This window comes from Thiomicrorhabdus sp. ZW0627 (assembly GCF_029767005.1).
GTDB lineage: Bacteria > Pseudomonadota > Gammaproteobacteria > Thiomicrospirales > Thiomicrospiraceae > Thiomicrorhabdus.
In genome coordinates, this window is the sequence record NZ_JARUQR010000001.1 from 71,088 (window position 1) to 96,125 (window position 25,038).

At 47.9% G+C, this 25,038-nt stretch carries 28 protein-coding genes and 4 tRNA genes; 25 read left to right on the forward strand and 7 right to left on the reverse strand.

Going from position 1 to position 25,038, the window contains the following annotated elements; all coding sequences use genetic code 11:
* Positions 1–18 precede the first annotated feature (18 nt).
* From QCB45_RS00305 to QCB45_RS00350, 10 genes are all read left to right on the forward strand, one after another.
* Complete coding sequence (locus tag QCB45_RS00305; protein ID WP_279418515.1) at positions 19–486, forward strand: ExbD/TolR family protein; 468 nt, start codon at positions 19–21, stop codon at positions 484–486.
* Positions 483–1,526 carry a cell envelope integrity protein TolA gene (gene tolA / locus QCB45_RS00310; protein WP_279418518.1) on the forward strand — a complete coding sequence of 348 codons (1,044 nt, stop codon included), beginning with the start codon at positions 483–485 and terminating at the stop codon, positions 1,524–1,526. The genes QCB45_RS00305 and tolA overlap by 4 nt, the downstream gene beginning before the upstream one ends.
* A gap of 41 nt (positions 1,527–1,567) precedes the next feature.
* Positions 1,568–2,902 carry a Tol-Pal system beta propeller repeat protein TolB gene (gene tolB / locus QCB45_RS00315; RefSeq protein ID WP_279418520.1) on the forward strand — a complete coding sequence of 445 codons (1,335 nt, stop codon included), beginning with the start codon at positions 1,568–1,570 and terminating at the stop codon, positions 2,900–2,902.
* Positions 2,903–2,954: 52 nt separating this feature from the next.
* Entirely contained in the window at positions 2,955–3,539 is a 585-nt protein-coding gene (pal, locus tag QCB45_RS00320; protein WP_279418521.1) for a peptidoglycan-associated lipoprotein Pal, read from the forward strand.
* A 30-nt stretch (positions 3,540–3,569) separates the two neighbouring features.
* The gene (gene ybgF / locus QCB45_RS00325; protein ID WP_279418522.1) at positions 3,570–4,367 is read left to right on the forward strand and encodes a tol-pal system protein YbgF; all 798 of its coding nucleotides are present in this window, start codon (positions 3,570–3,572) and stop codon (positions 4,365–4,367) included.
* Positions 4,368–4,403: 36 nt separating this feature from the next.
* Positions 4,404–5,084 (forward strand): 7-cyano-7-deazaguanine synthase QueC, encoded by a 681-nt coding sequence (queC, locus tag QCB45_RS00330; RefSeq protein WP_279418523.1) that lies wholly within the window; start codon positions 4,404–4,406, stop codon positions 5,082–5,084.
* A gap of 99 nt (positions 5,085–5,183) precedes the next feature.
* Positions 5,184–5,259, forward strand: a tRNA-Lys gene (locus tag QCB45_RS00335).
* Between the two features lie 113 nt (positions 5,260–5,372).
* Positions 5,373–5,448, forward strand: a tRNA-Lys gene (locus tag QCB45_RS00340).
* A 113-nt stretch (positions 5,449–5,561) separates the two neighbouring features.
* Positions 5,562–5,637 (forward strand) — tRNA-Asn (locus QCB45_RS00345).
* Between the two features lie 113 nt (positions 5,638–5,750).
* A tRNA-Lys gene (locus QCB45_RS00350) sits at positions 5,751–5,826 on the forward strand.
* Positions 5,827–5,973: 147 nt separating this feature from the next.
* On the opposite strand, the gene QCB45_RS00355 is transcribed toward QCB45_RS00350, so the two are convergent.
* Positions 5,974–6,744 (reverse strand): hypothetical protein, encoded by a 771-nt coding sequence (locus QCB45_RS00355; RefSeq protein WP_279418525.1) that lies wholly within the window; start codon positions 6,742–6,744, stop codon positions 5,974–5,976.
* Positions 6,745–6,844: 100 nt separating this feature from the next.
* Between QCB45_RS00355 and QCB45_RS00360 the strand changes: the two genes are divergently transcribed.
* From QCB45_RS00360 to QCB45_RS00380, 5 genes are read left to right on the forward strand one after another with little or no spacing between them, the layout of a single operon-like run.
* A complete protein-coding gene (locus tag QCB45_RS00360; RefSeq protein WP_279418527.1) occupies positions 6,845–7,099 on the forward strand; it encodes a hypothetical protein in 255 nt (84 codons plus the stop codon).
* Positions 7,100–7,104: 5 nt separating this feature from the next.
* Positions 7,105–7,773 carry a metal-dependent transcriptional regulator gene (locus QCB45_RS00365; protein ID WP_279418529.1) on the forward strand — a complete coding sequence of 223 codons (669 nt, stop codon included), beginning with the start codon at positions 7,105–7,107 and terminating at the stop codon, positions 7,771–7,773.
* Entirely contained in the window at positions 7,770–8,816 is a 1,047-nt protein-coding gene (gene glnL / locus QCB45_RS00370; RefSeq protein ID WP_279418531.1) for a nitrogen regulation protein NR(II), read from the forward strand. Before QCB45_RS00365 ends, glnL begins: the two co-directional genes overlap by 4 nt.
* 18 nt (positions 8,817–8,834) lie before the next feature.
* Complete coding sequence (gene ntrC / locus QCB45_RS00375) at positions 8,835–10,271, forward strand: nitrogen regulation protein NR(I) (protein ID WP_279418534.1); 1,437 nt, start codon at positions 8,835–8,837, stop codon at positions 10,269–10,271.
* Between the two features lie 27 nt (positions 10,272–10,298).
* Positions 10,299–11,093 carry a hypothetical protein gene (locus tag QCB45_RS00380; RefSeq protein WP_279418536.1) on the forward strand — a complete coding sequence of 265 codons (795 nt, stop codon included), beginning with the start codon at positions 10,299–10,301 and terminating at the stop codon, positions 11,091–11,093.
* 1 nt (position 11,094) lies between these two features.
* On the opposite strand, the gene QCB45_RS00385 is transcribed toward QCB45_RS00380, so the two are convergent.
* Positions 11,095–11,682, reverse strand: coding sequence for an NAD(P)H-dependent oxidoreductase (locus QCB45_RS00385; RefSeq protein ID WP_279418537.1), 588 nt, complete (start codon positions 11,680–11,682; stop codon positions 11,095–11,097).
* Between the two features lie 46 nt (positions 11,683–11,728).
* On the reverse strand, positions 11,729–12,346 hold the full coding sequence (locus QCB45_RS00390; protein ID WP_279418540.1) for a hypothetical protein: 618 nt from the start codon (positions 12,344–12,346) through the stop codon (positions 11,729–11,731).
* A gap of 217 nt (positions 12,347–12,563) precedes the next feature.
* Here QCB45_RS00390 and QCB45_RS00395 point away from each other — a divergent pair, with 217 nt between their 5' ends.
* From QCB45_RS00395 to QCB45_RS00415, 5 genes are all read left to right on the forward strand, one after another.
* Complete coding sequence (locus tag QCB45_RS00395) at positions 12,564–13,493, forward strand: 5'-nucleotidase (RefSeq protein ID WP_279418542.1); 930 nt, start codon at positions 12,564–12,566, stop codon at positions 13,491–13,493.
* 24 nt (positions 13,494–13,517) lie between these two features.
* Positions 13,518–13,784, forward strand: a complete 267-nt coding sequence (locus QCB45_RS00400) for a DUF211 domain-containing protein (RefSeq protein WP_279418543.1) — start codon at positions 13,518–13,520, stop codon at positions 13,782–13,784.
* Between the two features lie 42 nt (positions 13,785–13,826).
* Positions 13,827–14,414: a hypothetical protein gene (locus QCB45_RS00405; RefSeq protein ID WP_279418545.1), complete on the forward strand. Its 588-nt coding sequence runs from the start codon at positions 13,827–13,829 to the stop codon at positions 14,412–14,414.
* 109 nt (positions 14,415–14,523) lie between these two features.
* Positions 14,524–15,675, forward strand: coding sequence for a CapA family protein (locus tag QCB45_RS00410; protein WP_279418546.1), 1,152 nt, complete (start codon positions 14,524–14,526; stop codon positions 15,673–15,675).
* A 171-nt stretch (positions 15,676–15,846) separates the two neighbouring features.
* Positions 15,847–18,339 carry an ATP-binding protein gene (locus tag QCB45_RS00415; protein WP_279418547.1) on the forward strand — a complete coding sequence of 831 codons (2,493 nt, stop codon included), beginning with the start codon at positions 15,847–15,849 and terminating at the stop codon, positions 18,337–18,339.
* Between the two features lie 91 nt (positions 18,340–18,430).
* Here the strand turns inward: QCB45_RS00415 and QCB45_RS00420 are convergent, their stop codons facing one another.
* Complete coding sequence (locus QCB45_RS00420; protein ID WP_279418548.1) at positions 18,431–18,769, reverse strand: P-II family nitrogen regulator; 339 nt, start codon at positions 18,767–18,769, stop codon at positions 18,431–18,433.
* Positions 18,770–18,771: 2 nt separating this feature from the next.
* Positions 18,772–19,674: an archaetidylserine decarboxylase gene (asd, locus tag QCB45_RS00425; RefSeq protein ID WP_279418549.1), complete on the reverse strand. Its 903-nt coding sequence runs from the start codon at positions 19,672–19,674 to the stop codon at positions 18,772–18,774.
* 84 nt (positions 19,675–19,758) lie between these two features.
* On the opposite strand from asd, the gene QCB45_RS00430 reads away from it, so the two are divergent.
* The 5 genes from QCB45_RS00430 (at position 19,759) to QCB45_RS00450 (ending at position 23,582) form a co-directional block, all read left to right on the forward strand.
* The gene (locus tag QCB45_RS00430) at positions 19,759–20,967 is read left to right on the forward strand and encodes an argininosuccinate synthase (RefSeq protein WP_279418550.1); all 1,209 of its coding nucleotides are present in this window, start codon (positions 19,759–19,761) and stop codon (positions 20,965–20,967) included.
* A gap of 15 nt (positions 20,968–20,982) precedes the next feature.
* Positions 20,983–21,480: a phosphatidylglycerophosphatase A gene (locus QCB45_RS00435; protein WP_279418552.1), complete on the forward strand. Its 498-nt coding sequence runs from the start codon at positions 20,983–20,985 to the stop codon at positions 21,478–21,480.
* Positions 21,481–21,540: 60 nt separating this feature from the next.
* On the forward strand, positions 21,541–21,837 hold the full coding sequence (locus QCB45_RS00440; protein ID WP_279418554.1) for a rhodanese-like domain-containing protein: 297 nt from the start codon (positions 21,541–21,543) through the stop codon (positions 21,835–21,837).
* Positions 21,838–21,919: 82 nt separating this feature from the next.
* Positions 21,920–23,182: a dicarboxylate/amino acid:cation symporter gene (locus QCB45_RS00445; protein WP_279418555.1), complete on the forward strand. Its 1,263-nt coding sequence runs from the start codon at positions 21,920–21,922 to the stop codon at positions 23,180–23,182.
* Positions 23,183–23,237: 55 nt separating this feature from the next.
* The gene (locus tag QCB45_RS00450; protein ID WP_279418557.1) at positions 23,238–23,582 is read left to right on the forward strand and encodes a hypothetical protein; all 345 of its coding nucleotides are present in this window, start codon (positions 23,238–23,240) and stop codon (positions 23,580–23,582) included.
* A gap of 22 nt (positions 23,583–23,604) precedes the next feature.
* Here the strand turns inward: QCB45_RS00450 and QCB45_RS00455 are convergent, their stop codons facing one another.
* On the reverse strand, positions 23,605–24,348 hold the full coding sequence (locus QCB45_RS00455) for a UDP-2,3-diacylglucosamine diphosphatase (RefSeq protein ID WP_279418559.1): 744 nt from the start codon (positions 24,346–24,348) through the stop codon (positions 23,605–23,607).
* Positions 24,349–24,504: 156 nt separating this feature from the next.
* Positions 24,505–25,008 carry a peptidylprolyl isomerase gene (locus QCB45_RS00460; RefSeq protein WP_279418560.1) on the reverse strand — a complete coding sequence of 168 codons (504 nt, stop codon included), beginning with the start codon at positions 25,006–25,008 and terminating at the stop codon, positions 24,505–24,507.
* Between the last annotated feature and the right edge of the window lie 30 nt (positions 25,009–25,038).

Sequence of the window (25,038 nt, forward strand, 5' to 3'; positions counted from 1 at the left end):
AGTGGATGGGTAGCAAGTATGAGTAACGGTTTTAGAAGTTCACGCCAGAAAAGGCGTCTGATGGCGGAGATCAATGTGGTTCCCTACATTGACGTCACTTTGGTTTTGCTGATCATCTTCATGGTCACGGCACCGATTGTTCAGCAGGCGGTTACGGTCGATTTGCCTCAGACGCCTGAAATCGTGCAGAAAACATCTTCCAAATCACAAGCGCAAGAGCCGACCCCATTCGTGATTACGGTGACACGTGACGGTCTTTACAAAACCTCCGAACAGCCAAACGTGGTGTTGAGCAACAAAGAGTTGGCCGATCTGGTGACCGAGGTGGTCGCACGTGCGCAATTGAATGCGAACCAACCTTTCTACATTCAAGGTGACCGTGCCGCACCATACGGTAAGGTCGTACACCTGTTTACGCTTTTAAAAGCGAACGGTGTGGAAAATGTCTCCTTGATGACCGAACCGGAATTGGAGGATAAGTCATGATCCAATTCATTCTAAGACATCCGGTTTCGGTATCACTTGCGGTTTTGATCCACATTGTCGTTGTCGTTGCGGTCGCTGTCCAATGGGAATCGACGCCGCACGCGATCAAGATCAGCAGTCAGGGTGATACGCCGCAAACAACTCAGTCGGTTAAACAGATGCAGCAGATGAAAACCTTCGCAGTGGATTCCAAAGCTGTGGAAGAGAAGCTGGCTCAGATTAAAGAACAGGAAGAGGCGAAGAAGGCTGAACAGAAACGTTTGGCGGCCTTGTCCGAAAAAGAGAAGCGCAAACTGGCCGAACTGAAAAAACAGCAGGAACTCGAGAAGAAGCGTGCCGATGAAGCCAAGCGTCTTGCCGAACAGCAAAAACGTAAAGCTGATGCTGAAAAACGTAAGGCCGACGAAGCCAAGCGTCTTGCCGATATTCAGAAACAGCGTGTCGAAGCCGAGAAAAAACGCGCCGAAACGGAAAGGGCAAAAGCCGAGAAGTTGCGCAAAGAAGCTCAGTTAGCCGAGAAGAAAAAGCAGGAAGCCAAAGAGCAGATCGCCAAGGCCGAGCAGCAACGTAAGGCGGAAGAAGCCAAACGTAAGGCTATCGAGGCGGAAATCGCCAAAAAAGCGGCTGAAAAAGAGAAGCTTCAGGCTGCAACCTTGCAGGCTAAGATGGAACAGGAACAGGCTCAGCAGAAAGCGGCACTGCAACAGCAGATGGCCGCTGAAGAAGCGATGCAGCGTGAACTACAGAAACGTCAGCAGTTGCTTTCTTTGAAAGAGACCTATATTTCTTCGATTGCCGCCAAGGTAAAAGACAACTGGCGTACTCCGGCCAGAATTTCGGAGCAGGCGCAGTGCGAACTGGATATCACTCAGTCGCCGGGTGGTCGTGTCACCAGCGTCAAGGTGGTCAACTGTAATCAGTTTGCCAATGAACAGTTCAAACAAGCGGCGGAAAAGGCGGTATATCGTTCCGAGCCTCTGCCGAAACCGCCGGTACCCGAATTGTTCGAACGTAATATCAAGTTTGTATTTAAACCCTGAATTCAAACCCCAAACAAACCCTAAAGGTTTAGAGAAAGATTATGTTTAGAGTTCTAAAAGAATCACGTTTACTGAGTTCCTCGTTCTGGGCAGGCCTGTTGGTTTTCGGTTTGGTTGTCATGCCGATGTCTGCCAAGGCGCAGTTGACCATCGAAATCAACGAAAGTTACGAGAATGCGTTGCCGATCGCTATCGTGCCGCTTGCTTGGAAGGGGCAGGCGCAACAGGCACCGGTAGATCTTTCGGAAGTGATTCGCCAGAACTTGCGACGCAGTGGCAAGTTCAAGCCGGTTTCTCCAACATTGATGCCGGCTCTGCCAAGTCTGCCGGAAGAAGTGGATTTTGATAAGTGGCGTACTCTGGATGTCGATAACATTCTGATCGGTAAAGTCACCGATCAGGGGAACGACCGTTACCAGATCGAGATGCGTTTTTTGGACGTGTTGCGTAAGACTCAGATTATCGGTAAGCGTTGGAGTAATATTCCGGGCAGACAGTTGCGCCAGATCGCTCATATCATGAGTGACCTGATCTATAAGGAACTGACCGGTATTCGTGGAGCGTTCAATACTCAGATCGCTTATGTCACCTTAAAAAATGTTAACGGCAAGCGCCGATATACTTTGGAAGTTGCGGACGCAGATGGTTACAACCCACAGCCAATCTTGAGATCGCCGCAGCCGATTATGTCGCCTGCATGGTCGCCGGATGGTAAGAAGTTGGCTTATGTCTCGTTTGAGAAAGGGCGTTCTTATATTATCGTTCAGAGTTTGGACGGCAAAACCCGTGAGACGGTCGCCAGTTTCAAAGGTATTAACGGTGCGCCTGCATGGTCGCCGGACGGTACGAAGATGTCCATGACTTTGTCCAAAGACGGCAGTGCGGATATTTATGTGATGGATCTGAAAACAAGAAATCTGAAACGTATGACCAGTAACTGGTCGATCGAAACCGAATCCGTTTGGGCGCCGGACAGCCGTTCTCTGTTTTTTAATTCGGACCGCCGCGGCAAGCCGCAGGTATTTCAGGTGTTCCTGGACAGCGGTGAGGTTCAGCGTGTGACTTATGACGGACCTTATAACGCCAACCCTGAAATTTCACCAGACGGCCGCTATTTGGCAATGGTTCACGGGCGTGGTGGTTTCCACATCGGTCTGCTTGACCTTCAGACAAATCAGTTTAATATTTTAACCAATACCTTCCTGGATGAGTCGCCAACGTTTTCGCCTAACGGGGAAATGATTTTGTATGCGATGAACCAGAACGATAAGGGTAAATTGGCGGTCGTTTCGCTGGACGGAAACACTTCCCAGACCTTGAGTGTCAAGGACGGGCAGGTCAGAGAGCCGGCCTGGGGACCTTTCCTCAGCCGATAAACCGGGAACGGAGTAGAGACCCCGTTTTTCAATAACAATAAAGGATACTTTGATGGAGCATTTAAAATCTCTCTTCACCTTGGCTTTAGTTGCTGGCCTGACAGCTTGTAGCAGCACGCCTTCCGACGATATTGACCGTTCCAAGAACACCGATCTTGATCCATTGGCAGTGGAAGGGGCAGCCGGTCAGGGTGCCGGTCAAAATGGCAGTGATTTGGATTTGGGTGTTGAAATTCAGGGTGTCGAGCTGGATAAAGGTATCGAAGGCAGCAACCTCGGCGATGGAACGTCGATTGACGGTGCTACAACCTATCAGCCGATCGTCTATTTCGGTTACGATCAGTCGAACTTGTCTGACGAAAACACCGCGCTGGTCAAACATTATGCGCAAGTTTTGCTGGATAACCCAACCAGAACCGTCAGCCTTGTTGGTCATACCGATGAAAGAGGTACGCCGGAATACAACCTTGCTTTGGGTGAGCGTCGTGCCAAGGCCGTTGCTCAGGTAATGATGCTGTTTGGTGTTCAGGCCGACCGTATCGAATCCATCAGCTACGGTGAAGAGCAGCCTGCTGAGTTGGCTCATGATGAACAGGCCTGGATGAAAAACCGCCGAGTTGAGATCAAAATCCACTAACCGATTCACGAACCAAGAAAGACCAGTCGAATGATGAAAAAAACGATTCAAATTGCGATAGTCAGTTCCCTGTTGTTTTCAACTTCCATGGCCAATGCAGCACCGGTCGGTTCGATCGAAGAGCGCATTCAACGTCTGGAGCGCATGGCGGATAACCCGGTGTTGTTGCAACTTAGTCAGCGTTTGGCGCAACAACAACGCGAAATTCAACAGTTGCACGACACCATTGATCGCATGAAACGCGATCAGCGACTGTTTCTTGATCAGGCTAAGCAGCGTTATGCCGAAACCGATCAGCGAATCAGTGAGCTTGAACAGCAGTTAAAGCAAGGTGTCACCGTTTCTGTTCGGCCTGGTGCTGGCGCACCTCCTGTCACACCCGAAGTGACTGGTCAGGCCGAAACCCCGGCTCCGGCAGCAGCTACTGCAGGTGAAACCATCAAGGTTCATCCTGCAACGGCTCAGGAAAACGCACAATATCAGAAAGCGTTTGCTTTGATGCGTGCCGCCAAATACGAAGAATCGATCAAGGATTTCGAGGCGTTTTTGAAACAGTCGCCTGACAGTAGTCTGGCGAGCAATGCGAGCTATTGGGCGGGAGAGGGTTATTTGATCCTTAAGGATTACGCCAAGGCGTTGTCTTCTTTCGAACGTGTGTTTAAGCACTACCCTGATTCAAACAAAACTCCGGATGCTATGCTGCGTGCCGCAGACAGTCTGGTCAGCTTGGATAAGCGTGCAGAGGCGAACGCCTTGTATAAACAGGTGATGAACGACTACCCTGAGACTCGAGCCGCTCAGAATGCCAAAAAACGTATCTTGCCGTAATCAGTAATAAAAGAAATTTGTAAAAGCAGTGAAATAATGCCAAAAAAAGCCGTCATCTTACTTTCGGGCGGGTTGGATTCCGCAACCGTTCTTGCCATCGCCACCTCGCAGGGGTATGAGTGCCATACCATCAGCTTCGACTACGGTCAGCGCCACCGTGCCGAATTGGATTTTGCTAAAGCCCTGTCGGCACAGCAAAATGCCAAGTCGCACCGTGTGGTGCAGGTGGATATGACGCAAATCGGTGGTTCGGCCTTGACCGATAGTTCGATCGATGTACCGGTAACGGGTGTGGAAGCGGGTGAGATTCCTGTGACTTATGTTCCGGCCAGAAACACCGTGTTTTTATCCTACGCTTTGGCGTTGGCGGAAGTGATCCGATCCAACGATATCTTCATCGGCGTCAATGCGGTTGATTATTCGGGTTATCCTGATTGCCGCCCGGAGTTCATCGAGGCGTTTGAAAAGATGGCGAATCTGGCGACTAAAGTCGGTGTTGAAGGGGAAAAGCTTCATGTGCAGACACCATTAATTGATCTGACCAAAGCGCAGATCATTCAAACAGGTACTCAGTTGGGTGTTGACTACGGTTTGACGGTTTCCTGTTATCAGGCGGACGACCAAGGGCGTGCTTGTGGCGTTTGTGACTCCTGCCGTCTGAGAAAGCAGGGCTTTGCCGATGCGGGAATCGAAGATCCGACCCGCTATCAACCCTAAGTTCTTGAAATTCGGCGAGTCCGTAAAAAAACTGTAAAAAGTCCTCAAAAAGGCTTGCACAGATCGGTCAGCCTTGTATAATACGCTCCATTCCGAAACGGGTCGTTAGCTCAGCCGGTAGAGCAGTTGGCTTTTAACCAATTGGTCGAGCGTTCGAATCGCTCACGACCCACCAAATTCTGGATTGCCTTAGTTGATTGAAATGACAATCGTCAGGTAATTTTCCCCAGCTTGATGCCCGGTAGTTGTGGGAACCGTTGCAGATGATGCTACACTGAAAACGTGTTTGGGTCGTTAGCTCAGCCGGTAGAGCAGTTGGCTTTTAACCAATTGGTCGAGCGTTCGAATCGCTCACGACCCACCATAGTCTGGATTGCCTGATTTGATTGAATTGACAATCGTCAGGTAATTTTCCCCAGCTTGAGTACCGGTAGTTGTGGGAACCGTTGCAGATGATGCAACACTGCAAACTTGTTTGGGTCGTTAGCTCAGCCGGTAGAGCAGTTGGCTGTTAACCAATTGGTCGAGCGTTCGAATCGCTCACGACCCACCATATTCTGGATTGCCTGATTTGATTGAATTGACAATCGTCAGGTAATTTTCCCCAGCTTGATTACCGGTAGTTGTGGGAACCGTTGCAGATGATGCAACACTGAAAACTTGTTTGGGTCGTTAGCTCAGCCGGTAGAGCAGTTGGCTTTTAACCAATTGGTCGAGCGTTCGAATCGCTCACGACCCACCATTATTTAAGAACCCCATGTTGCAGACGCACCATGGGGTTTTTTATTTTCCGGTATTCGACAAGCTTACTGTTTTGCTTTTCAAACAGGCCTGTCCGGTTTCTAGATCGTCACCGGACAGGTGTTTTTGATGTGCGAGCTGGATAACCTTATTTCAGGTGTTTCGAAGCGATTTCTCTCAACGTGAAGACTTCCAGTCCGGCTTCATCCGCAAAACCGAGCGCACGGGTCAGGCGTGCCGGTGCGGAACGTCCCATGCAACCGTGTTCCAAGTCGCCGTTGATGGCTTCAATCAAACCTTCCATCAGACGTTCCCGGTTGTTCTGTTCTCCGGTAAGCCAATCCTGAATGTCCAAAACGTCGCTGGCGACTGTCTGCATGACCATGGCGTGCTGGTTCATCAAACCTTCTACATTCCCTCCGACTTCCAGACCGGCAATGTTGGTGGTCAGAATATAGAGGTTTTTGCGAACCAGTTCATAGCTCAACTCTTCTTCGCTGTCGACCAGGTAGCTTGGAATGTCCAGACTGGCCAGGGCGTCGAAGACCAAACGGGCGTTTGGACCATAGATCGGAGACGGTAACACCACTTTGCTGTCCATGCCTTTTTTCTTTTCGAACCAGACAGAAATCACGGTTGGATCGGAAATGTTGGCGGCTTGCCAGTCGCGAGGCAGTAATTCGTTCTGAAGCAAAATCAGTTTGTCTTTCCATTTTTCAGGACAGTTATTCAATACTGTATGGATGTCTGCTTCACCGACGGCAACCAGTACCGCTTTCGGAGTCGGGTAGGCGTCCGCACTGGATTGAATATCCATGTCACGGGTAACGGGAAAAACGGGGTGTCCTGTTCTTAGAAACCCTCTGGCAAAGACGCTTCCAAGCTCGCCCAAGCCGATCACAATGATAGGATCTTTCATCTGTTTGACCTCTTTTTTATTTTTTTGCACCAAAATGGAAATTTTGCTGTGATTTTATTGATAAAATAGCTTTCAAATTTGATAGCACAGGATATTAGCAGTGAAACAGCAAAAAGCAAAATTTACCTGGCACTATTACGGCATGGCTTTTGGTGCATTGATGGCGATGCTAGCGGGAACAGTCGGTTCGATTGGTGGTGTGGTGTCTGCGTTGGCGTTTGCTGTATTGTGCCATCCTGTCATTAAGTTTCAGGGAATCGGGCGCTTTGTGTTTCTCATCCTGTTTACCATCCTTTATATCTTTGCCTTTCCCGAAGCCGATGTGATTCGACAGATGATGACGGAGACCAACTAAAAGTCATGGTGTCCAAAGCGTTAGAAGACTACCTGAAAATTATCTATAAGCTGGAAGGCAAGGTTCCGGCAGGTAAAGGTGTTCAAACTTCCGCCATAGCCGAACGTCTCTCAATCTCGCAGGCTTCGGTTTCCAATATGCTGAAGAAGTTGGCCGAGCAGGATTACATTGAATACGCACCTTATTATGGTGTCAGCCTGACCGACTCAGGCCGCAAGATCGCTTTGAACATGGTTCGCAAACACCGGATTCTGGAACTGTACCTGGTCGAGCGCCTTGGATATTCCTGGGACGAAGTGGATGCGGAAGCGGAAGTGGTTGAACATTCCATCTCGGATAAGCTGGTGAACCGAATGTGGGAAGACTTGGGGTATCCGACCCACGATCCCCACGGTTCCCCGATTCCTTCCCCTGAAGGTGAAGTGGAACAGCACGACTGGGTACCTTTGATCGAGATTCCACTGCACCAGTGGGTGGAGGTTAGAAGAATCAAGAACCGCAGTCCGGAAGAATTACGCTACTTGGCATCCATCGGTCTGACCACCGGGGTTTCGGTGGCGATTGAGAACATCGCGCCTTTGAACGGTCCTTTACTGATTGAAGTGAGCGGCAATAAATTTCATGCCATCGACTATAGGTTGGCGATGGCGATAATGGTGAGTCCATCCGAATGACAGATACGAACAGTAAACAAACGTTTATAGACCTGCTGGAAGGTTTGACCACGGCGGTGGTCTGGATACGCAGCGACGAATCCATCGGTTATATGAACATCGCCGCAGGTGAGCTGTTCCAGACCAGTACCAGCCGAATCGTCGGCGTACATTGGTCGGCGATCCTACCGGATCTGGTTGAAGACGTCCATAAGGCGGATGAACAGAAACTGACCATCCATGAATACGCTTTGGTGTTGCCCGACTTCTCCAAGGTTCGCGTCAGTTGTACGCTTGCGCCTTATGAGGTGAATGGTGAGAAGGGCTGGTTGATGGAGATATTCAATACAGAACGTCACCACCGTATCGTCGAAGAGGACGAGCGCTGGCACCAGTATGAAGCTGGTAACCTACTTGTCAGTACTCTGGCGCACGAAGTGAAGAATCCTTTGGCGGGGATTTTAGGTGCCGCCCAGCTGTTGCAGAAACGTTACTCGCCCAAAGACAAAGAACAGGCTTTTCTGGACATTATCTCCAAAGAGGTTTCCCGACTTAAGAACCTGGTGGACCGAATGCTCGGGCCGAAACAGACGGCTGAAAAAGAGCCACATAACATTCACGAATTGATTCGTTATGTGTTGCAGATCATTGAAGGCGAAAAACCTGGAAACGTCTATATCAAACTTGATTACGATCCCAGTATTCCGGAAGTGGACATCGATTTCGAAGCGATGGTTCAAGCCGTATTGAATCTGGTCAAAAATGCGATTCAAGCCATGGAAAAACATGGCGGAATGTTGACCATCAAGACTCGAGTAGAGCGTAAGTTCACCTTGGGCACCAAAACCTTCCCGCTGGTTGCCGTCATCAGTATTATGGATGAAGGTGAGGGGATCCCGGAAGAGGTGTTCGATTCGATTTTCTATCCGATGGTGAGCAGTAAAAAAGAAGGTACCGGTCTCGGGTTACCAGTTGCGCAGAGCGTATTGCGTCAGCATGGCGGCTTGATTGTGGCAGAAAGTGAACCGGGCAAGACGGTGTTTAACGTCTATTTGCCGTTATAAAAACAGAGGACGAAGTTAGTGCAAGAACATAATGAAGAAGAATTGCCGGTTGTTTGGATTGTTGATGACGATGCCTCGATTCGTTGGGTATTGGAAACGGCATTGGAAGATAAACCCTATGTTGTAAAAGCGTTCGATTCACCTCTGATGGCGTTACAGGCATTTGACGATATGCAGCCGACAGTCATCGTCAGTGACGTGCGTATGCCGGATATGGATGGTTTGACATTCATGGAAGCCATTCACGAACGTGACAAGAATGTTCCGGTCATCATCATGACCGCGCACGCTGACTTGGATACAGCGGTTAAGTCTTATCAGAGTAAAGCCTTCGAATACTTGCCGAAACCGTTTGATATCGACGAGGCTACCGGCCTGATCGAGCGTGCCATTAAGCGCAAGATGTCCGGCGGTGTTCAGAAGAGCCGCCGAAAGCGTGCGCATGACAAGCAGCCGTTGAACATCATCGGTGTCGCTCCGGCGATGCAGGAGGTCTTCCGCGTACTCGGTCGAGTTTCTCAGTTGGACGTTACCGTATTAATCAACGGTGAGACCGGTACAGGTAAAGAATTGGTCGCGCAAGCCTTGCACGAACTCAGCCCGCGAGCCGAACATCCGTTTGTGGCTCTCAACACCGCCGCAATTCCACGCGAATTATTGGAATCGGAGCTGTTTGGTCATGAAAAGGGTGCCTTTACAGGCGCACATTCCCAGCGTATCGGACGTTTTGAACAAGCCAACGGTGGAACCCTGTTTCTGGATGAAATCGGGGATATGCCGGTCGACTTGCAAACCCGTTTGTTGCGTGTTTTGAATGACGGTAGTTTCTATCGCGTGGGTGGAAAAAACCCGATCAAAACCGATGTACGTATCGTTGCGGCAACCCACCAGAATATGGAACAGTTAGTGCGTGACGGCAGTTTCCGTGAAGATTTGCTGTACCGTTTGAATATTATTCGTATCAAAGTCCCTGCTCTGAGAGAACGCCGTGAAGACATTCCTCTTCTGCTGCGTTTTTACCTCGACAAGGAGTCGAAATCGTTAGGACTTGAAGAGAAGCATCTAAGTAAAGACGTGGAACGTTTCCTGAGCAGTTTGCCTTGGCCGGGTAACGTCCGTCAGTTGCGCAGTCTTTGTACCTGGTTGACGATCATGGCGCCGGATAAAACCGTTCACATGGAAGACCTGCCTTTGGATTTGAGAAATCCGAGCGAATTCAAAGCTCCGGATGACGATGGTGACGATTGGGAAGCACCTTTGCGTCGTTGGGCCGAAGCTTATCTGCTTTCCGGTAAAGAGGGTGTGCATACCGAAGCGGAACCGATCTTTGAAAAGGTTTTGATCGAAGAAGCACTCAAAGCAAGTCATAACCATCGTCAGAAGGCTGCAGTATTGCTGGGTTGGGGAAGAAATACCCTGACTCGTAAAACTCAGGCTTTAGGCCTGGATGATTAATCCCGACAGGCCTGATCGGAGTTCGGTATGATTTGGGAAATCTGGCAGTATCTAAATACTCCAACGGCCTTGCACTATGCCAAGCCGATGGGGTTTGTAAAAGAGTCGATTGCCATGGCCGCCAGGGCAAAACGTTGTCAAACCACTTGGCAACCTCACTACCAGGCCTGTCAGGATGCCATTCTTGAAATCGCAGAACTTTGCGAGGAAAAACGTAAGGTTTTGATTTTCGGTGCCGGTTCTTTACAGGATATTCCTCTGGACGCCCTTAGTGAGTTGTTTGATCAGGTATTACTGGTTGATTTGGTTTTTCTGCCGGATGCCCGTAATCAGGCGGCGGCTTATACAAACGTTCAATTGATCGAATACGATGTGACCGAATCGTTGGATGATCTTTATCATGGTAACCATTATGTTGCTATCCCCAAAAGGTGGTTGAACGATTTTGGTGTTGATCTGGTCGTTTCTCTCAACTTGATGACTCAGTTGCCGTTGATGCCTGTTAAATGGTTGGAATCACACTTTCAACTGGACGAGGTTGAAGCGGACGATTTGGGACAGATGCTGATGGCCGCGCATTTGCACTATCTGCAACAGTTCAGCGAGCATGCCGACTCGCGGGATAATCCTTTAATATGTTTGATTTCCGATCGTTGGGTACAACGTTTCGATAAGAATGGTCAACTCATCAAGGAATTCGATCCTTGGGGAGATGTGCTTAAACCGGAAACTCAGAAAGAGTGGGATTGGCAGATAATGCCGCTTGGCGAGGCCTCGCGACATTACAGTCAGGTTAACCGGGTCGGTGTTTCGATTCTTTGAATCAGAGTCCTTTTTTCCCCATCTCTTCGAGTCTATTCAACCATTTGCCGCGTTTGGCGTCACTCATACCTTCCACCATACCCACAAGCGTGTGCTTGACCGGTGAAATACCGCTAGCAGCCAGAATGTTACGTTTAAGGTTTTTCAGGCTGTGTGCGCAATAGAACCATCGGTAAATGAAGCCCGGCATGCCCATGGTAATGACCACTCGGGCGCTTTTGTTTTTGAGTAGTTTTTTGGGCCAGCCGTTGGCACCTTCATAACTGAAGGCGAAACCGGGGCGTAGTGTCTGTTCAAGAAATGCCTTAAATAGAGCAGGCATATCACCCATCCACAGAGGGTAGAACATAACCAGATGATCCGCCGTGTGGATTTTCTCCTGCACTTCCTTGATGGAATCAGGCGCTTCGCCTTCTTCGAAATCCTTGTCCGTTCGTAGAATCGGAAACTCCAGATCCGCCACGGAAACCCATTCGACTTCATGTCCGGCTTCCTGCGCGCCTTTGGCATAAGCTTCCGCCAAAGCGTGACCGTAATGATTTTTATCCGGATCCGGATGACCTTGAATAATTAAGATGCGCTTAGCCATATCACTCTCCTCAAAATCGGGAACCGCGTTTACAGGCGATTCGTCTTCAAGTCGGTTTGTGTTCAGTCTTTTCGGAATTAGCTTTCAGCTCTTCGTAATCCTTGCGGATTTCTAGCAGTTTGTTCTGATAATCTTCGTAGTCGCCAAATTCCACAAACTTATGATAGTGATTATGCATGCTTTTGAGTTTTGTGGCATGTTTTATCGGGCACCAATATTGTTCCGTACGCGCCGACACTTCCTGAACGTATGCCATCAAACCGTTGAAATATCCGCAATACATGCAGTTCATACGCTCTATCAAGTTGAGATAACGAAGGCTATGACGGTCGATTACGATGTAATCGCTACGTTTAACTTTTGGAATGCCATACACTCGAAAACAGATGGATTGATAGATACTCACCACTAAATCCATGAACATCGCCGGAAAAATACCGAACCAGATAATCGGGAAGGTGAGCAGGTTCAAAATGGGTACATCCATCAAGTAAGCAAATAGATTGGTCGCTTGAGCTTTGTGTTTTTTCAAGGTGGATTTATCGAAGATCACCTTATGGTTTTCAGTTTTGTAGAGGAATTTTTCTTCCTGCTTTTGAATTTCTTGAAGTAACTCGGCTTCGAGTCGTTTGATTTCCGCAATCAAATCGCGCGCTTTATGCATTTCAGCTCACTTGTCGGTGGAGAATTTGGTTTTACCGCAGGTTCATCATAACCATTCATAGTTGGCTCTGCTAGGAAAACAGATAGGCTTGTTTAAAATTTGGGGGGGTAGGCTTGGGATATTAAATTGTGTGTATAATTGATTTTTAATAAAGTTTTTAGATTGCAAATGAGACATTCGGAAATAACCGGTTAAGATAAAAATCTAAGGGAATAGTATGCCGTATCCAATCGAAAGGAAGCTTGTCATTGCAGTTTCATCAAGTGCACTGTTTGACTTATCAAAATCACATGCTGTTTTTGTTGAGAAAGGCCCTAAAGCATATAAAGAGTTTCAAGAAGAACATATTGATGTAGTTCTTGAAAAGGGGGTTGCATTTCCTTTTATTAAAAGATTCCTAGAAATTAATAAACGCTTTCCAGATAAACTCCCAGTAGAGGTAGTTTTATTGTCTAGAAATTCTGCTGCAACTGGTAAAAGGGTGTTTCGCTCAATTAGGCATTATGGTTTAGATATATCGAGAGCGGCATTTATGGAGGGAAGCTCTCCATATGAATACGTTCCAGCGTTTAATGCATCTTTATTTTTATCCGCTAATGAAGAGGATGTTCAAAAAGCAATAGATTCAAATTATCCGGCAGGAGTGGTATTGCCAAGCAAGATTGTCAATGATGATGATCACGAAGAGTTAAGAATTGCATTTGACTTTGATGGTGTGATTGCTGACGATGAAGCTGAAGCGGTTTTTAAAGGTGGTAATTTACCCGAATTTCATGAATATGAAATGTCAAAATCAGATGTTCCCCATAAGCCAGGACCTTTAGCGGATTTGTTTAAAAAATTATCTTTTTTACAGAAGTTGGAAGATAGAGAAGTCGAAAATAATAGGGATTATAAAAGAATAATTAGGACATCTATTGTGACTGCTAGAAATGCTCCGGCCCATGAACGTGTTATTACTACACTGGAAGATTGGGGGGTTAGTGCAAATGAAGTGTTTTTTCTTGGGGGAATGGCAAAAAATAGAATTTTAAATACATTTAAACCCCATATGTTTTTTGATGATCAAAGGAGTCACTTGGAATCAGATGCCGGTGATATACCGATGGTTCATATACCTTTTGGCATCGCTAATACTAAGAGTTGAGAATGTAATTTTTGAGGATGAAACATGGCTACAATCCGCAGATTGGTTTTAGATGTACTCAAACCCCATCAGCCTAACGCCATTGCGTTTGCTTCGACATTGGCGGACTTGTCTCCGGACTATTGGGTGAACCTGGATGTTACAGAGGTGGACGAGAAGACGGAAACCACGGTCATTACGATCGAGGGAAACGATATCCATTTTGAGGATTTGTCGGCCGCCATTGAAAAGATGGGCGGTTCCATCCACAGTATCGACGAAGTGGAAGTCATCGGTTCTGAACAGGCCTGACCGGTTTTTTCATTCCTATGAATTCGACGGAATTCCATTCTTATGAACACTGAGAATAAACCGCACTTAATGCTGCACCTGTTGCGGGCGAGAAGCATCGCCCGGCGCTACATGGTCACTAACGGTTTTGATGGTGCCTTAACGGTGCTTGGAATGGTGACGGGGTTTTACATCAGTGGCATGACCGATTTGTCGGTGGCTTTGAGTGCGTGCATGGGTGCGACGATCGCTTTGTTCATCAGCGGGATCAGCAGTGCCTATTTGAGCGAGAAGGCCGAACGCAAGAAGGAATTGCACGATCTTGAACAGGCATTGGTGACTGATCTGAAGCAAAGCGATTACGGTGAAGCGAGCCGTTATCTTCCGATTCTGGTGGCTTTGGTAAACGGTTTCTCACCTTTCATTCTGTCGCTTTTGATTCTAACGCCGTTGTTTTGGGCTCAGTGGTTTAACGAGCTGCCGTTTTCTCCGTTTCTTGGATCAATAGCCGTAGCGATGGTCTGTATTTTCATTCTGGGTGTGTTTTTAGGCAAAATCAGCCAGACTTTCTGGTTGTGGTCGGGTTTAAGAACATTGCTAATCGCTATCGTGACCGTTGCGGCGGTTCTGTTTATAGACAGTGCGATTTAACATTCAGTGATCTATTTCTGATGGTTTTGAACAGGCCTGTTCAGTTTAAAAAACCTTTTTAAAATCGAATTTATCAATTTGATTTTATTTAAAAAACGAGAAGTGCATCATGGTCGAAAACGCTTCAGATTCCAATCGTTTGCCTCAAGCCTCTCAATCTCTCAGGCTGTTTCTTTGCGGAGATGTGATGACCGGAAGAGGCATTGACCAGATCCTTCTTCATCCATGCAATCCCAAACTTCATGAACCTTACGTCAGAAACGCAGGCGATTATGTCAATCTGGCCGAACTCGTTAACGGCCCGATTCCCCGTCAAGTAGACGACCGATACATCTGGGGTGATGCCATGGCGGAATTTGAACGCTATCAGCCGGATGTCAGAATCATCAATCTGGAAACCTCCGTTACGACACGTTCGGATTATTGGAAAGAGAAGGGCATTCATTATCGGATGAACCCGAAGAATGTTGGTTGTCTGCAAGCGGCAAAAATAGACTGTTGTGTATTGGCTAACAATCATGTATTGGACTGGGGATATAAAGGCCTGACTCAAACATTGGATGCTTTGCAATCAGCCGGTTTGAAGTGTTCCGGAGCAGGTGAAAACCTATCGCAAGCCCGAGAACCCGTGATTATGGAGGTCGGTGAAAAAGGGCGGGTGATTGTATTGTCCTACGCCTTGCCGACCAGCGGCGTTCCGGATTCCTGGCAGGCCTGTTCAAATCGGGCGGGGGTTAATTTCTTGGAAGCGCTTTCGCCTCAGGCGGTAGAGCGAATTTCCAAACAGGTTCGGTCGGTCAAACAGCCCAATGATATTGTCGTATTTTCGATTCATTGGGGCGGTAACTGGGGGTATGAGATTTCGGATGAACAAATCGAGTTTGCTCACAGTTTAATTGAACGGGCGGGGGTGGACGTGATACATGGTCATTCTTCGCATCATGTTAAGGGTCTGGAAGTCTATCTGGGTAAGCTGATCCTTTACGGATGTGGCGATTTTATAAACGATTATGAAGGCATTAGCGGTCACGATAGTTACAGGGGCGATCTGGCGCTGATGTATTTCTTGGATATGGACCCTGAAAGTGGCAACCTGCTTGGATTTAAACTGGTGCCGTTACAGATGAAACGTTTTCAATTGGTTTATCCGAGCTGTAAAGATGTGGACTGGATTGATGAGGTGCTTAACCGTGAGTGCCGTCGTTTCGGCCTGTCCCTGAATTTGGAATCGGGCAAGGCTATCGCCCTTAAGTTGGAATGACATCGACCTTTTCTTGATTTGTAACAAATAGTTTCTCTTTGAGTTTATGCCCTTGTTTACATGATGGTTAAACAGCGTTAAATTGTATCCATGTTCATTCGAAACAAACCGTACGAAATTGACTCAGTTTCGTATCGATAATCTCACAGCGTTGAAGGGAATCGAGGTGTTATGAAAGAAGGTAAGGCTGGAAATAAACAAGCATATCAAATCGCTCAAGACGATTTGTACCATGTCTGCGATCTTTCAAACCTGGCGTTTACCACAACGGACGAGCTTGAAGAAATTACCGAACACATCGGCCAGTCGCGCGCGATGGAAGCGCTGAAATTCGGCGTTGATATCAAACACGAAGGTTATAACCTTTTTGTTCTGGGCTCCACCGGACTGGGAAAGCACACCACGGTCAAAGAGCTGCTTGAAGAAGAGTCCAAGCAGGCTGAAGCACCATTTGACTGGTGTTACGTCAATAATTTCGAACACCCTCATAAACCCCTTGTTCTCAAGTTACCCAAAGGCGTCGGCCGCAAGTTGCAACAGGATATGCAGCAGTTCGTGTTTGATATTCTGGCTGCCATTCCGGCGGCGTTTGAGAGTGACGAATACAATACGGCTTTTCAGGCGCTTCACGACGAATATGTACGGCGTGAAGATCAGGCGTTGGAAGAGATTGCAGCCAAGGCCGAGCGCAACAACATCATCATGGTTCGCACTTCAACCGGTTGGAATTTGGGGCCTAAGAATAAAGACGGCAAAGCAATGCACCCGGAAGAGTTCGAGCAACTTCCCGAAGAAGAGAAGCAGGTCATCACCCGTGTGGTGGAAGAGATGCAAGATGACTTGAAACAGTTGTTGTTGAAGATTCCGGTTTGGCAGAAAGAGACACGGGACAAGGTCAAGGAACTCAACCGCGAAATCACCCAGTTGACGGTGACGCATTACGCGGACGATCTTCAGGCCAATTACACGGAAGAAGAGGTGAAGGCGTTCCTTAAAAGCGCCAAGCAGGACATCATCGACAATGTTGAGCTGTTTCGTAAATTCGGCGCTGAAAAGAAATCCAGCGGTCAGACGTCAAACAAGTTACCGCCTGAGTTTACCGGTTATCAGGTCAATGTACTCGTGGATAACAGTAAAACGGAAGGCGCACCGGTCATCTTCGAGGACAATCCTACCTATCAGAACCTCATCGGACGAATTGAACATATCGCTCAGTTCGGAACCTTGCTGACCGATTTCTCTTTGATCAAACCAGGGGCGTTACATCTGGCTAATGGCGGTTATCTGGTGTTGGACGCACGTAAAGTGTTGACCTCGCTCTATGCTTGGGATGGCTTGAAGCGGATACTGCGTTCACGGGAGATCAAGATCGAATCATTGGAACAGGTATTGAGTCTGGCCAGCACCACGTCATTGCAACCGGAACCGATTCCAGTGGACGTTAAGGTTGTGCTGACCGGAAGTCGTCTGCTGTATTACCTTTTGAAACAGTACGATCCTGAGTTCGACCTGCTGTTTAAGGTGGCGGTCGATTTCGCCGAAGATATGGATCGTGATGATGCTTCGATGGAGCTTTATGCACGCATGATCGCTGCCTTACAGAAGCAGAATGATTTGTTGCCTTTGGATAAAGGAGCGGTGGAGCGGATTATTGAACAGGCTTCACGCATGGCGCAGGATTCCGAAAAGGTCTCGCTGCACATGGGGCACTTGGCCGATTTATTGAAGGAATCCGATTATTGGGCGAAGGAGTCCGATCGTGAGAGCATTACCCGTGAAGACGTCCAGAAAGTGATCGATACCCGTCTTTACCGCATGGATCAGATTCGCGAGCGGGTTCAGGAAGCGATTTTACGTGGAACTTATCTGGTGAATACCAGTGGGGAGACGGTGGCGCAGGTCAATGGCTTGAGTGTGATCCAGCTGGATGATTACGCATTCGGCAGGCCTTCCAGAATTACGGCGACGGCTCGACTGGGCAGCGGCAAGGTAATCGACATTGAACGCGAAGTCGAATTGGGCGGCGCCATTCACTCCAAGGGAGTGATGATTTTGTCGTCTTATTTGGCTTACCGTTATGCCAAGGAACGTCCTTTGGCGCTGTCGGCCAGTCTGGCATTTGAACAGTCTTATGGAATGATTGAAGGCGACAGTGCTTCTGCGGCTGAACTGTGTGCCTTGCTTTCAGCCTTGGGGGACGTGCCGTTGAAACAGAGTCTGGCCGTGACCGGATCGGTGAATCAGCACGGCGAGATTCAAGCGATTGGAGGGGTTAACGAAAAGATCGAAGGATTTTTCGACATCTGTGAAGCACGCGGCTTGACCGGAGATCAGGGCGTGATCATACCGGCATCGAATGTAAAGCATCTGATGCTGAAAGCGTCTGTGGTCGAGGCGGTGGAAAGCGGTAAGTTCGCGGTTTACGGTGTGACGAGTATCGATGAGGTGATGGCACTGTTGACCGGTTTGGAGATTGGCGAGGCGGATGAAAACGGAGACTATCCGAAAGAAAGTCTGAATTGGAGAATCGAGCAGCAGATCCGTAAGTTGACGGAATTGCGGGAAAAATTCGCCGAGTCTAAAAAACCTGCAAACGAAAAGGAGAAGAAGGCTGGGAAAAGTCGTAAGCCGAAGTCACCTAAGACGGACAAATCAAAAGACTAACAAAGCCTAAGAATATAAATAACTTCGGTTGATGGATACAAAAACGCCGCATTGAAGCGGCGTTAAGACATTCAGATGAAATGTATTGTGCTTATAGCGCTTCTTCACCTGTTTCACCCGTACGAATACGGATAGTCTGTTCGATTTCTGTAACGAAGATCTTACCGTCACCAATCTTACCGGTTTGAGCGGCATTGATGATCGCTTCAACAGCTGACTCTACAACCGAGGCAGACACTGCAATTTCAAGTTTTAACTTTGGCAGAAAGTCGACAACATATTCGGCTCCACGGTACATTTCAGTGTGTCCTTTCTGACGACCGTAACCTTTGACTTCTGTAACCGTCATACCATGAATGCCGATATCATGTAGCGCATCACGTACATCGTCCAATTTAAACGGTTTGATAATGGCAGTAATCTGTTTCATATTTATTCCTCAGTTGAATAATCGTTGTCAGTGTCTGTTATTGTTTTTGTTGGATAGCTTGCAATTTTCTCTCCCATTTTAATGGGAGTGTTCTGGCGAATTTGCCCGAGTTCCGGTAATTGACCATTTGGTGTTAATAATACCACGGTTGAGCCCATATTAAAGCGCCCAATTTCATCTGCTTTTTCAAAATGCAAATTACGGTCGCTATAATCCCAATGACGTAGCACAGGATCGTATTCCGGAGTGATTTTTCCTTCCCAGACAGTCTCCATGCTTCCCACGAAAATCGCGCCGACCATCACCAGACAGAAAGGCCCGTGTTCGTTCTCGAAACGGATCACCAAACGCTCGTTACGCGCGAACAGGCCGTCGATGTTTCGGACCGTGGCCGGGTTCACTGCAAACAGATCACCCGGAACGTATGTCATGGATAAAAGTTTGGCATCGGTCGGCATGTGGATGCGGTGGTAGTCTTTCGGCGAAAGGTAGATGACCGCCGATTCACCGTCCTGAAACTGTTTGGCGTATTCGATGTCGCCGCCGACGAGGGCTTCTACCGTGTAGTCATGGCATTTGGCCTGGATGATGCGATTGCCGTCGATCGGGGTGGACTGGCTGATCAGACCGTCGACCGGGCTGACCCAGACATCGGAACTGTAATCCACCGGACGGACGTCAGGTTTTAGGGCACGGGTGAAAAAAGCATTGAAGTGTGGGTAAGTGTTGATGTCTTCTTCCAGTGCTTCGCTCACATCAATCTTGTAGATTTTGGTAAGCACTTTGATGGTGGTGTTTTTAATCCACGGGGTTTCGACCTGCATGAACCAATGCATTAACTGCGAGAGAAAATGCTTAGGGATCAGATACTGCGGAGCGACCTTGAAAAAGTCGAATATCTTCATGTTTGGCGTTCTTTTAATTAATCTAAAGAATGGATTTTAATGTATAATTCGCGCAAATAATAGAACGCATTGAGGAAAACAATTATGTCTGAAGTCAAAAAGGTTGTTTTAGCTTATTCCGGTGGACTGGATACGTCCATTATTGCGAAGTGGCTACAAGAAGAATATAAGTGTGAAGTTGTGACGTTCACGGCGGATATCGGGCAAGGTGAAGAAGTTGAACCGGCTCGCGCCAAAGCGGAAGCGATGGGAATCAAAGAGATCTACATCGAAGACTTGCGTGAAGAGTTTGCACGTGATTTCGTTTTCCCGATGATGCGCGCTAACGCCATCTATGAAGGTGAGTACCGTCTGGGTACTTCAATCGCCCGTCCTTTGATTTCCAAGCGTCTGGTTGAAATCGCCAAAGAAACCGGCGCGGATGCGATTTCTCACGGTGCGACCGGTAAAGGGAACGATCAGGTTCGTTTCGAATTGAACGCTTATGCGTTGATGCCGGATGTTAAGGTCATTGCGCCTTGGCGTGAGTGGGATCTTCTTTCCCGTGAAAAGTTGATGGCCTATGCCGAAGAGCACAACATTTCGATCGAGAAGAAAAAAGGTAAGAAGTCGCCTTATTCGATGGATGCGAACCTGCTTCACATCTCTTACGAAGGTGGCGTTATCGAAGATCCGGCTAACGAGCCTGAAGAAGATATGTGGTTGTGGACGGTTTCTCCTGAAAACGCTCCGGACGAGCCGACTTACCTGGACATCGAATTCGAGAAGGGTGATATCGTTGCGATCAACGGCGAGAAAATGTCCCCTGCGACCGTTATGGAATACTTGAACAAGGTTGGCGGTGCCAACGGTATCGGCCGTGACGACATCGTCGAGAACCGTTTTGTCGGTATGAAGGCACGTGGTTGTTATGAAACCCCAGCGGGTACTATCATGTTGAAAGCGCACCGTGCGATGGAATCTTTGACTTTGGACCGTAACGCGGCGCACCTTAAAGATGAATTGATGCCTCGTTATGCCGAAATGATCTATAACGGGTTCTGGTTTGCACCAGAAAGGGAAATGTTGCAGGCGTTAATCGACAAATCTCAAGAGAATGTATCCGGTAACGTGCGTCTGAAGTTGTACAAAGGAAACGTGGTTGTAGTAGGCCGTACTTCTGAAAATAGCTTGTTTGACGAAGCGATTGCTACGTTTGAAGAAGACGGTGGCGCCTACAACCATAAGGACGCGGAAGGCTTTATCAAGCTGAATGCACTGCGTTTGAGAACCGCTGCAAAAAAACGTTCATAATTTTTTAAAAAGGTTATGGCACAATCCACGCCGACATTCAGACAGCTGATTCAAAGCCCGGTACTTTTACTGGGTTTTGGTTTTGGCTCCGGTCTTGCTTCAAAGGGACCAGGGACAGTTGGAACCTTGTTGGGGTTGCTGTTGTTTCTGCCGGTTTTGCTTTGGAGTGAAACACTGGCATGGGTCATTCTGGCGCTTGCGACGGTGACAGGCAGTTGGATCTGCGGTCGTTCTTCCGAGATGCTCGGAGTGCACGATCACGGTGGAATTGTCTGGGACGAATTTGTCGGAATTTGGCTGGTATTGTTGTGTTTGCCCGAACAGACCGGCTGGTATTGGTTGTTTGCCTTTATAGCCTTTAGAATTTTTGATATCGCCAAGCCTTGGCCGATTAGCTGGGCCGATAAATCGGTCTCTGGCGGGTTTGGTATTATGCTGGATGATGTACTGGCTGCGCTTGTTGCCATAGGATTTATTTGGGCATCAACAATCAGTTTGAATTGGTTGTTTTAAAGACGGTACTGTATATTTATCCGCACGTTAAATCAGTGTATGTGGGAGTTTGAATAAAAGATGTTTATTCCTTGCGATGACGCGAAGCGTCTAATTAAAGAAAAAAATGCACAATTAGTGGACGTTCGTACTCCGGAAGAATTTGCGATGAGCAAGTTGCCGGGTGCAATTAATATTCCATTGCAGGATATCGATCGCGTTGGTGAGAGTATTTTGGATAAGGATTTGCCGGTAATCGTATTCTGTCGTTCAGGACAGCGTTCGCATATGGCAATGCAGATTTTGATGTCACAGAACTTTGAAGAGGTTTATAACCTTGGTTCGTTCATGGCATGGAATCAGTGCCCGGATATTTAATCCGTTGTAAATGTATTTTTTTGAAAGCGCCTACGGCGCTTTTTTTGTATTGGGTTATCGGATTTAAAATAAAGGAAAGAACATGAAGCTGGCTTTGCATTGGCAAATTTTAATCGCACTGGGTCTGGCGGCCGCAATGGGGAGCTATACCGGAACGGAAGGTACGATTCTGGGAATGCATTGGCTGGCAGTGTACACCTTTATCGGAACTTTATTCCTGAACGCTTTGAAGATGATCGTGGTGCCTTTGGTGATGTCTGCAATCATCACGGGGATAGGAAACATTGGAACCCAAGGCGGTTTCGGGCGATTGGGCGGAAAAACCCTCTCTTATTATGTAGCCACCAGTTTCATCGCCATCATGGTCGGTCTGGTGCTGGTCAATATCATCCAGCCGGGTGTTTCGGACAATCCGCCGCCGGTCATTGAGGCGAACGAGCATGTTTCCAAAGCGGTGGAAGGTAAGTCAGCCGGTGATGTGGTTGAGGTGTTTCTGAGAATGATCCCGACCAACATCGTTAATGCAGCGGCAGAAGGGCAGATGCTTGGATTGATTTTCTTTAGCTTGTTGTTCGGATTTTTCATGACTCAGCTTAAAGGCGGGCCGCGCGAAACCCTGATGAATTTCTGGCAGGGCGTGTTTGATGTGATGATGTTGATGACCTCCTGGATTATGAAGTTTGCTCCGATCGGGGTGTTTGGCCTGGTGGCTGCATCGGTGGCCAAAACCGGATTCGACCAGTTTGGCAATTTGGCGCTGTTCTTTATGACGGTAACATTGGCATTGGCTGTACACTTGTTGGTGGTGATGCCGTTGATTTTGCGTTTCGTAGGCGGTGTCAAGAACCCTTGGTTGCATTTCCAGGCGATGGCACCGGCCTTGTTGACGGCTTTTTCGACTAGCTCTTCTTCTTCAACCTTGCCGGTTTCGATGAGTTCTCTGGAGAATCGTGCAGGTGTGTCCAATCGTATCACCAGTTTTGTCTTGCCACTTGGCGCTACCGTGAATATGGACGGTACGGCGTTGTATGAGTGTGTGGCAGCGGTGTTTATCGCACAGTTGTTCGGCGTGCCTTTGGATTTTGGCACTCAGTTGTTGATTGTGGTTATCGCTCTTACGACTTCAATCGGGGTGGCAGGAATTCCTTCGGCTAGTCTGGTGGCAATCAGTATTATCCTTGTGGCGGTTGGATTGCCGGCCGAAGCGATTGGTCTGCTGTTGGTCGTCGACCGTTTACTGGATATGATGCGAACCGCTGTGAACATATTCAGTGATTCGGTCGGTGCGGTTGTGATTGCCAAATCGGAAGGCGAAAAAGACGTCTTGGTGTCTAAGAATTTTTAATTTTTGAGGTTTTCAGGTTTTGAGCAGGCCTGTTCAGTTTTAGGAAAGATCAAATATGAAGGTCGTATTTGCAGAATTGGCGAATTCGGGAATGGTGCAGGGCGAGGCTTTGGCTGAAACGTTGAAAAACAGCATTGAATCGCATTTGTCTGAATTACAGAGTGAGTTCGTTCAGGATATGTCCCATATCAGCCAGGCAGCCAGTTTTGCGGGTAATATGACGGTGGATGACGTGGTCTATCTTAAAGACAATCTATATCGTTGCGACTACTCTTACGACTGGCAGATCGCCTGGACTTGTTCGGGTACGCAGGAGTCGGGACGCGTTAAAGAGAAAGTGCGTTTCACCGTGGATGACAACGGTGAGTTGCACTTCAAGTTCCTGAAGCTGGATATCTGATTCCGGATTATTTTTAAAGGCTTTACAGGGCTGAGGGGTAGTCGAGCAATTCGATGCCGTTTTCCCCGGAAAGCTTGATGATTTTTGTCTCCGGGCGCCAATCGCCTAGCACCCAGCGGTGCTTTTCCTTTCCATTCACTTCAACCACATGATGCGCCGGACGGTGGGTATGACCGTGAATCAGGTGGTTTACGTGCGGATATTCCGTAAAAAGCGTTTGTACGGCCTGAGCGTTCACATCCATGATGTTTTCCGGTTTGTTCTGGCTGTATTTTCTGGATTTCTCGCGCATGTTATGGCCGATCTGCAAACGCTTTTTTTGCGGCAGTCTCAAAAACAACCATGTGACGATCGGGTGGCGCAGAATCTTGCGCATCTTCTGATATTCGCGGTCGTCTGTGCAGAGGGTATCGCCGTGCATCACCAGTACATCCACCCCGTGGATCGAGCGTTCTTCCAATTGCTTGATCGGTTGGATGCCAGTCGCTTTCCAGAAACGTTTGCCCATCAGGAAATCACGGTTACCGAACAACAGGTAGATCGGGATGCCACCGTCGGTTAGCTGTTTGAAACGTTCGATGACGCTTTTATATTGTGGAATACCGACGTCATCGCCAACCCACATTTCGAATAGGTCGCCGAGGATATAGATGGCTTCCGCCTTCGGCGCCTCTTGGGACAAGAATTTGATGAATGCCGAGTTGATCGGATGGTCGTTCTCCAGCTGTAGGTGAACGTCGGCGATGAATAGGGTATGTGTGCTCATGCGGTGATTTTACCAGAGCTCGAAGCCGGAGTGGCTGAACGTAATGTATTTTATGCTGTAAACAAGACATAAAAACAGGGTATAAAAAAACCGACAGGCCTGTTGGGACTCTGTCGGTTTTCAAACGTTTCACCGCAGTAGCGGTTTGACGAAGGTTTAGTCTTCGATCAATGTCGTTTTGGTGATCAATACATCTTCCACCGGAACGTCCTGATGACCGCGACGGCTGGTGGTTTCCACTTTCGCCATGGCATCGACGACATCCATGCCGTCTACGACTTTACCGAATACCGCATAACCCCAACCTTGCATGTCTTTACCTGTGTGGTTTAGGAACGAGTTGTCCTTCAGGTTGATGAAGAACTGAGTCGTTGCAGAGTGCGGGTCCATAGTACGTGCGTAGGCGATGGTTCCACGGTCGTTTTTCAAACCGTTGTCGGCTTCGTTTTCAATCGGATCGCCGGAAGGCTTGTCTTCCATGCCCGGAAGCATTCCGCCACCCTGAACCATGAAGCCAGGGATGATGCGGTGGAAAAGGGTGCCGTTAAAGAAACCTTCCATTACATAGTGAATGAAGTTTTCGGTACCGATCGGTGCGTTTTCCGCATCCAGCTCAACAGTGATGTCACCCATGGTGGTTTGAATAATGACTTTAGGCATTCTAGCTCCTATTAATGTGTTTTTATTTTT

Excerpts from the sequence above, each read along its gene's own strand:
- QCB45_RS00305 (WP_279418515.1), top strand. The coding sequence starts at position 19 with ATGAGTAACGGTTTTAGAAGTTCACGCCAGAAAAGGCGTCTGATGGCG.
- tolA (WP_279418518.1), top strand. The coding sequence starts at position 483 with ATGATCCAATTCATTCTAAGACATCCGGTTTCGGTATCACTTGCGGTT.
- tolB (WP_279418520.1), top strand. The coding sequence starts at position 1,568 with ATGTTTAGAGTTCTAAAAGAATCACGTTTACTGAGTTCCTCGTTCTGG.
- pal (WP_279418521.1), top strand. The coding sequence starts at position 2,955 with ATGGAGCATTTAAAATCTCTCTTCACCTTGGCTTTAGTTGCTGGCCTG.
- ybgF (WP_279418522.1), top strand. The coding sequence starts at position 3,570 with ATGATGAAAAAAACGATTCAAATTGCGATAGTCAGTTCCCTGTTGTTT.
- queC (WP_279418523.1), top strand. The coding sequence starts at position 4,404 with ATGCCAAAAAAAGCCGTCATCTTACTTTCGGGCGGGTTGGATTCCGCA.
- QCB45_RS00355 (WP_279418525.1), bottom strand. The coding sequence starts at position 6,744 with ATGAAAGATCCTATCATTGTGATCGGCTTGGGCGAGCTTGGAAGCGTC.
- QCB45_RS00365 (WP_279418529.1), top strand. The coding sequence starts at position 7,105 with ATGGTGTCCAAAGCGTTAGAAGACTACCTGAAAATTATCTATAAGCTG.
- glnL (WP_279418531.1), top strand. The coding sequence starts at position 7,770 with ATGACAGATACGAACAGTAAACAAACGTTTATAGACCTGCTGGAAGGT.
- QCB45_RS00380 (WP_279418536.1), top strand. The coding sequence starts at position 10,299 with ATGATTTGGGAAATCTGGCAGTATCTAAATACTCCAACGGCCTTGCAC.
- QCB45_RS00385 (WP_279418537.1), bottom strand. The coding sequence starts at position 11,682 with ATGGCTAAGCGCATCTTAATTATTCAAGGTCATCCGGATCCGGATAAA.
- QCB45_RS00390 (WP_279418540.1), bottom strand. The coding sequence starts at position 12,346 with ATGCATAAAGCGCGCGATTTGATTGCGGAAATCAAACGACTCGAAGCC.
- QCB45_RS00395 (WP_279418542.1), top strand. The coding sequence starts at position 12,564 with ATGCCGTATCCAATCGAAAGGAAGCTTGTCATTGCAGTTTCATCAAGT.
- QCB45_RS00400 (WP_279418543.1), top strand. The coding sequence starts at position 13,518 with ATGGCTACAATCCGCAGATTGGTTTTAGATGTACTCAAACCCCATCAG.
- QCB45_RS00405 (WP_279418545.1), top strand. The coding sequence starts at position 13,827 with ATGAACACTGAGAATAAACCGCACTTAATGCTGCACCTGTTGCGGGCG.
- QCB45_RS00410 (WP_279418546.1), top strand. The coding sequence starts at position 14,524 with ATGGTCGAAAACGCTTCAGATTCCAATCGTTTGCCTCAAGCCTCTCAA.
- QCB45_RS00415 (WP_279418547.1), top strand. The coding sequence starts at position 15,847 with ATGAAAGAAGGTAAGGCTGGAAATAAACAAGCATATCAAATCGCTCAA.
- QCB45_RS00420 (WP_279418548.1), bottom strand. The coding sequence starts at position 18,769 with ATGAAACAGATTACTGCCATTATCAAACCGTTTAAATTGGACGATGTA.
- asd (WP_279418549.1), bottom strand. The coding sequence starts at position 19,674 with ATGAAGATATTCGACTTTTTCAAGGTCGCTCCGCAGTATCTGATCCCT.
- QCB45_RS00430 (WP_279418550.1), top strand. The coding sequence starts at position 19,759 with ATGTCTGAAGTCAAAAAGGTTGTTTTAGCTTATTCCGGTGGACTGGAT.
- QCB45_RS00435 (WP_279418552.1), top strand. The coding sequence starts at position 20,983 with ATGGCACAATCCACGCCGACATTCAGACAGCTGATTCAAAGCCCGGTA.
- QCB45_RS00440 (WP_279418554.1), top strand. The coding sequence starts at position 21,541 with ATGTTTATTCCTTGCGATGACGCGAAGCGTCTAATTAAAGAAAAAAAT.
- QCB45_RS00445 (WP_279418555.1), top strand. The coding sequence starts at position 21,920 with ATGAAGCTGGCTTTGCATTGGCAAATTTTAATCGCACTGGGTCTGGCG.
- QCB45_RS00450 (WP_279418557.1), top strand. The coding sequence starts at position 23,238 with ATGAAGGTCGTATTTGCAGAATTGGCGAATTCGGGAATGGTGCAGGGC.
- QCB45_RS00455 (WP_279418559.1), bottom strand. The coding sequence starts at position 24,348 with ATGAGCACACATACCCTATTCATCGCCGACGTTCACCTACAGCTGGAG.
- QCB45_RS00460 (WP_279418560.1), bottom strand. The coding sequence starts at position 25,008 with ATGCCTAAAGTCATTATTCAAACCACCATGGGTGACATCACTGTTGAG.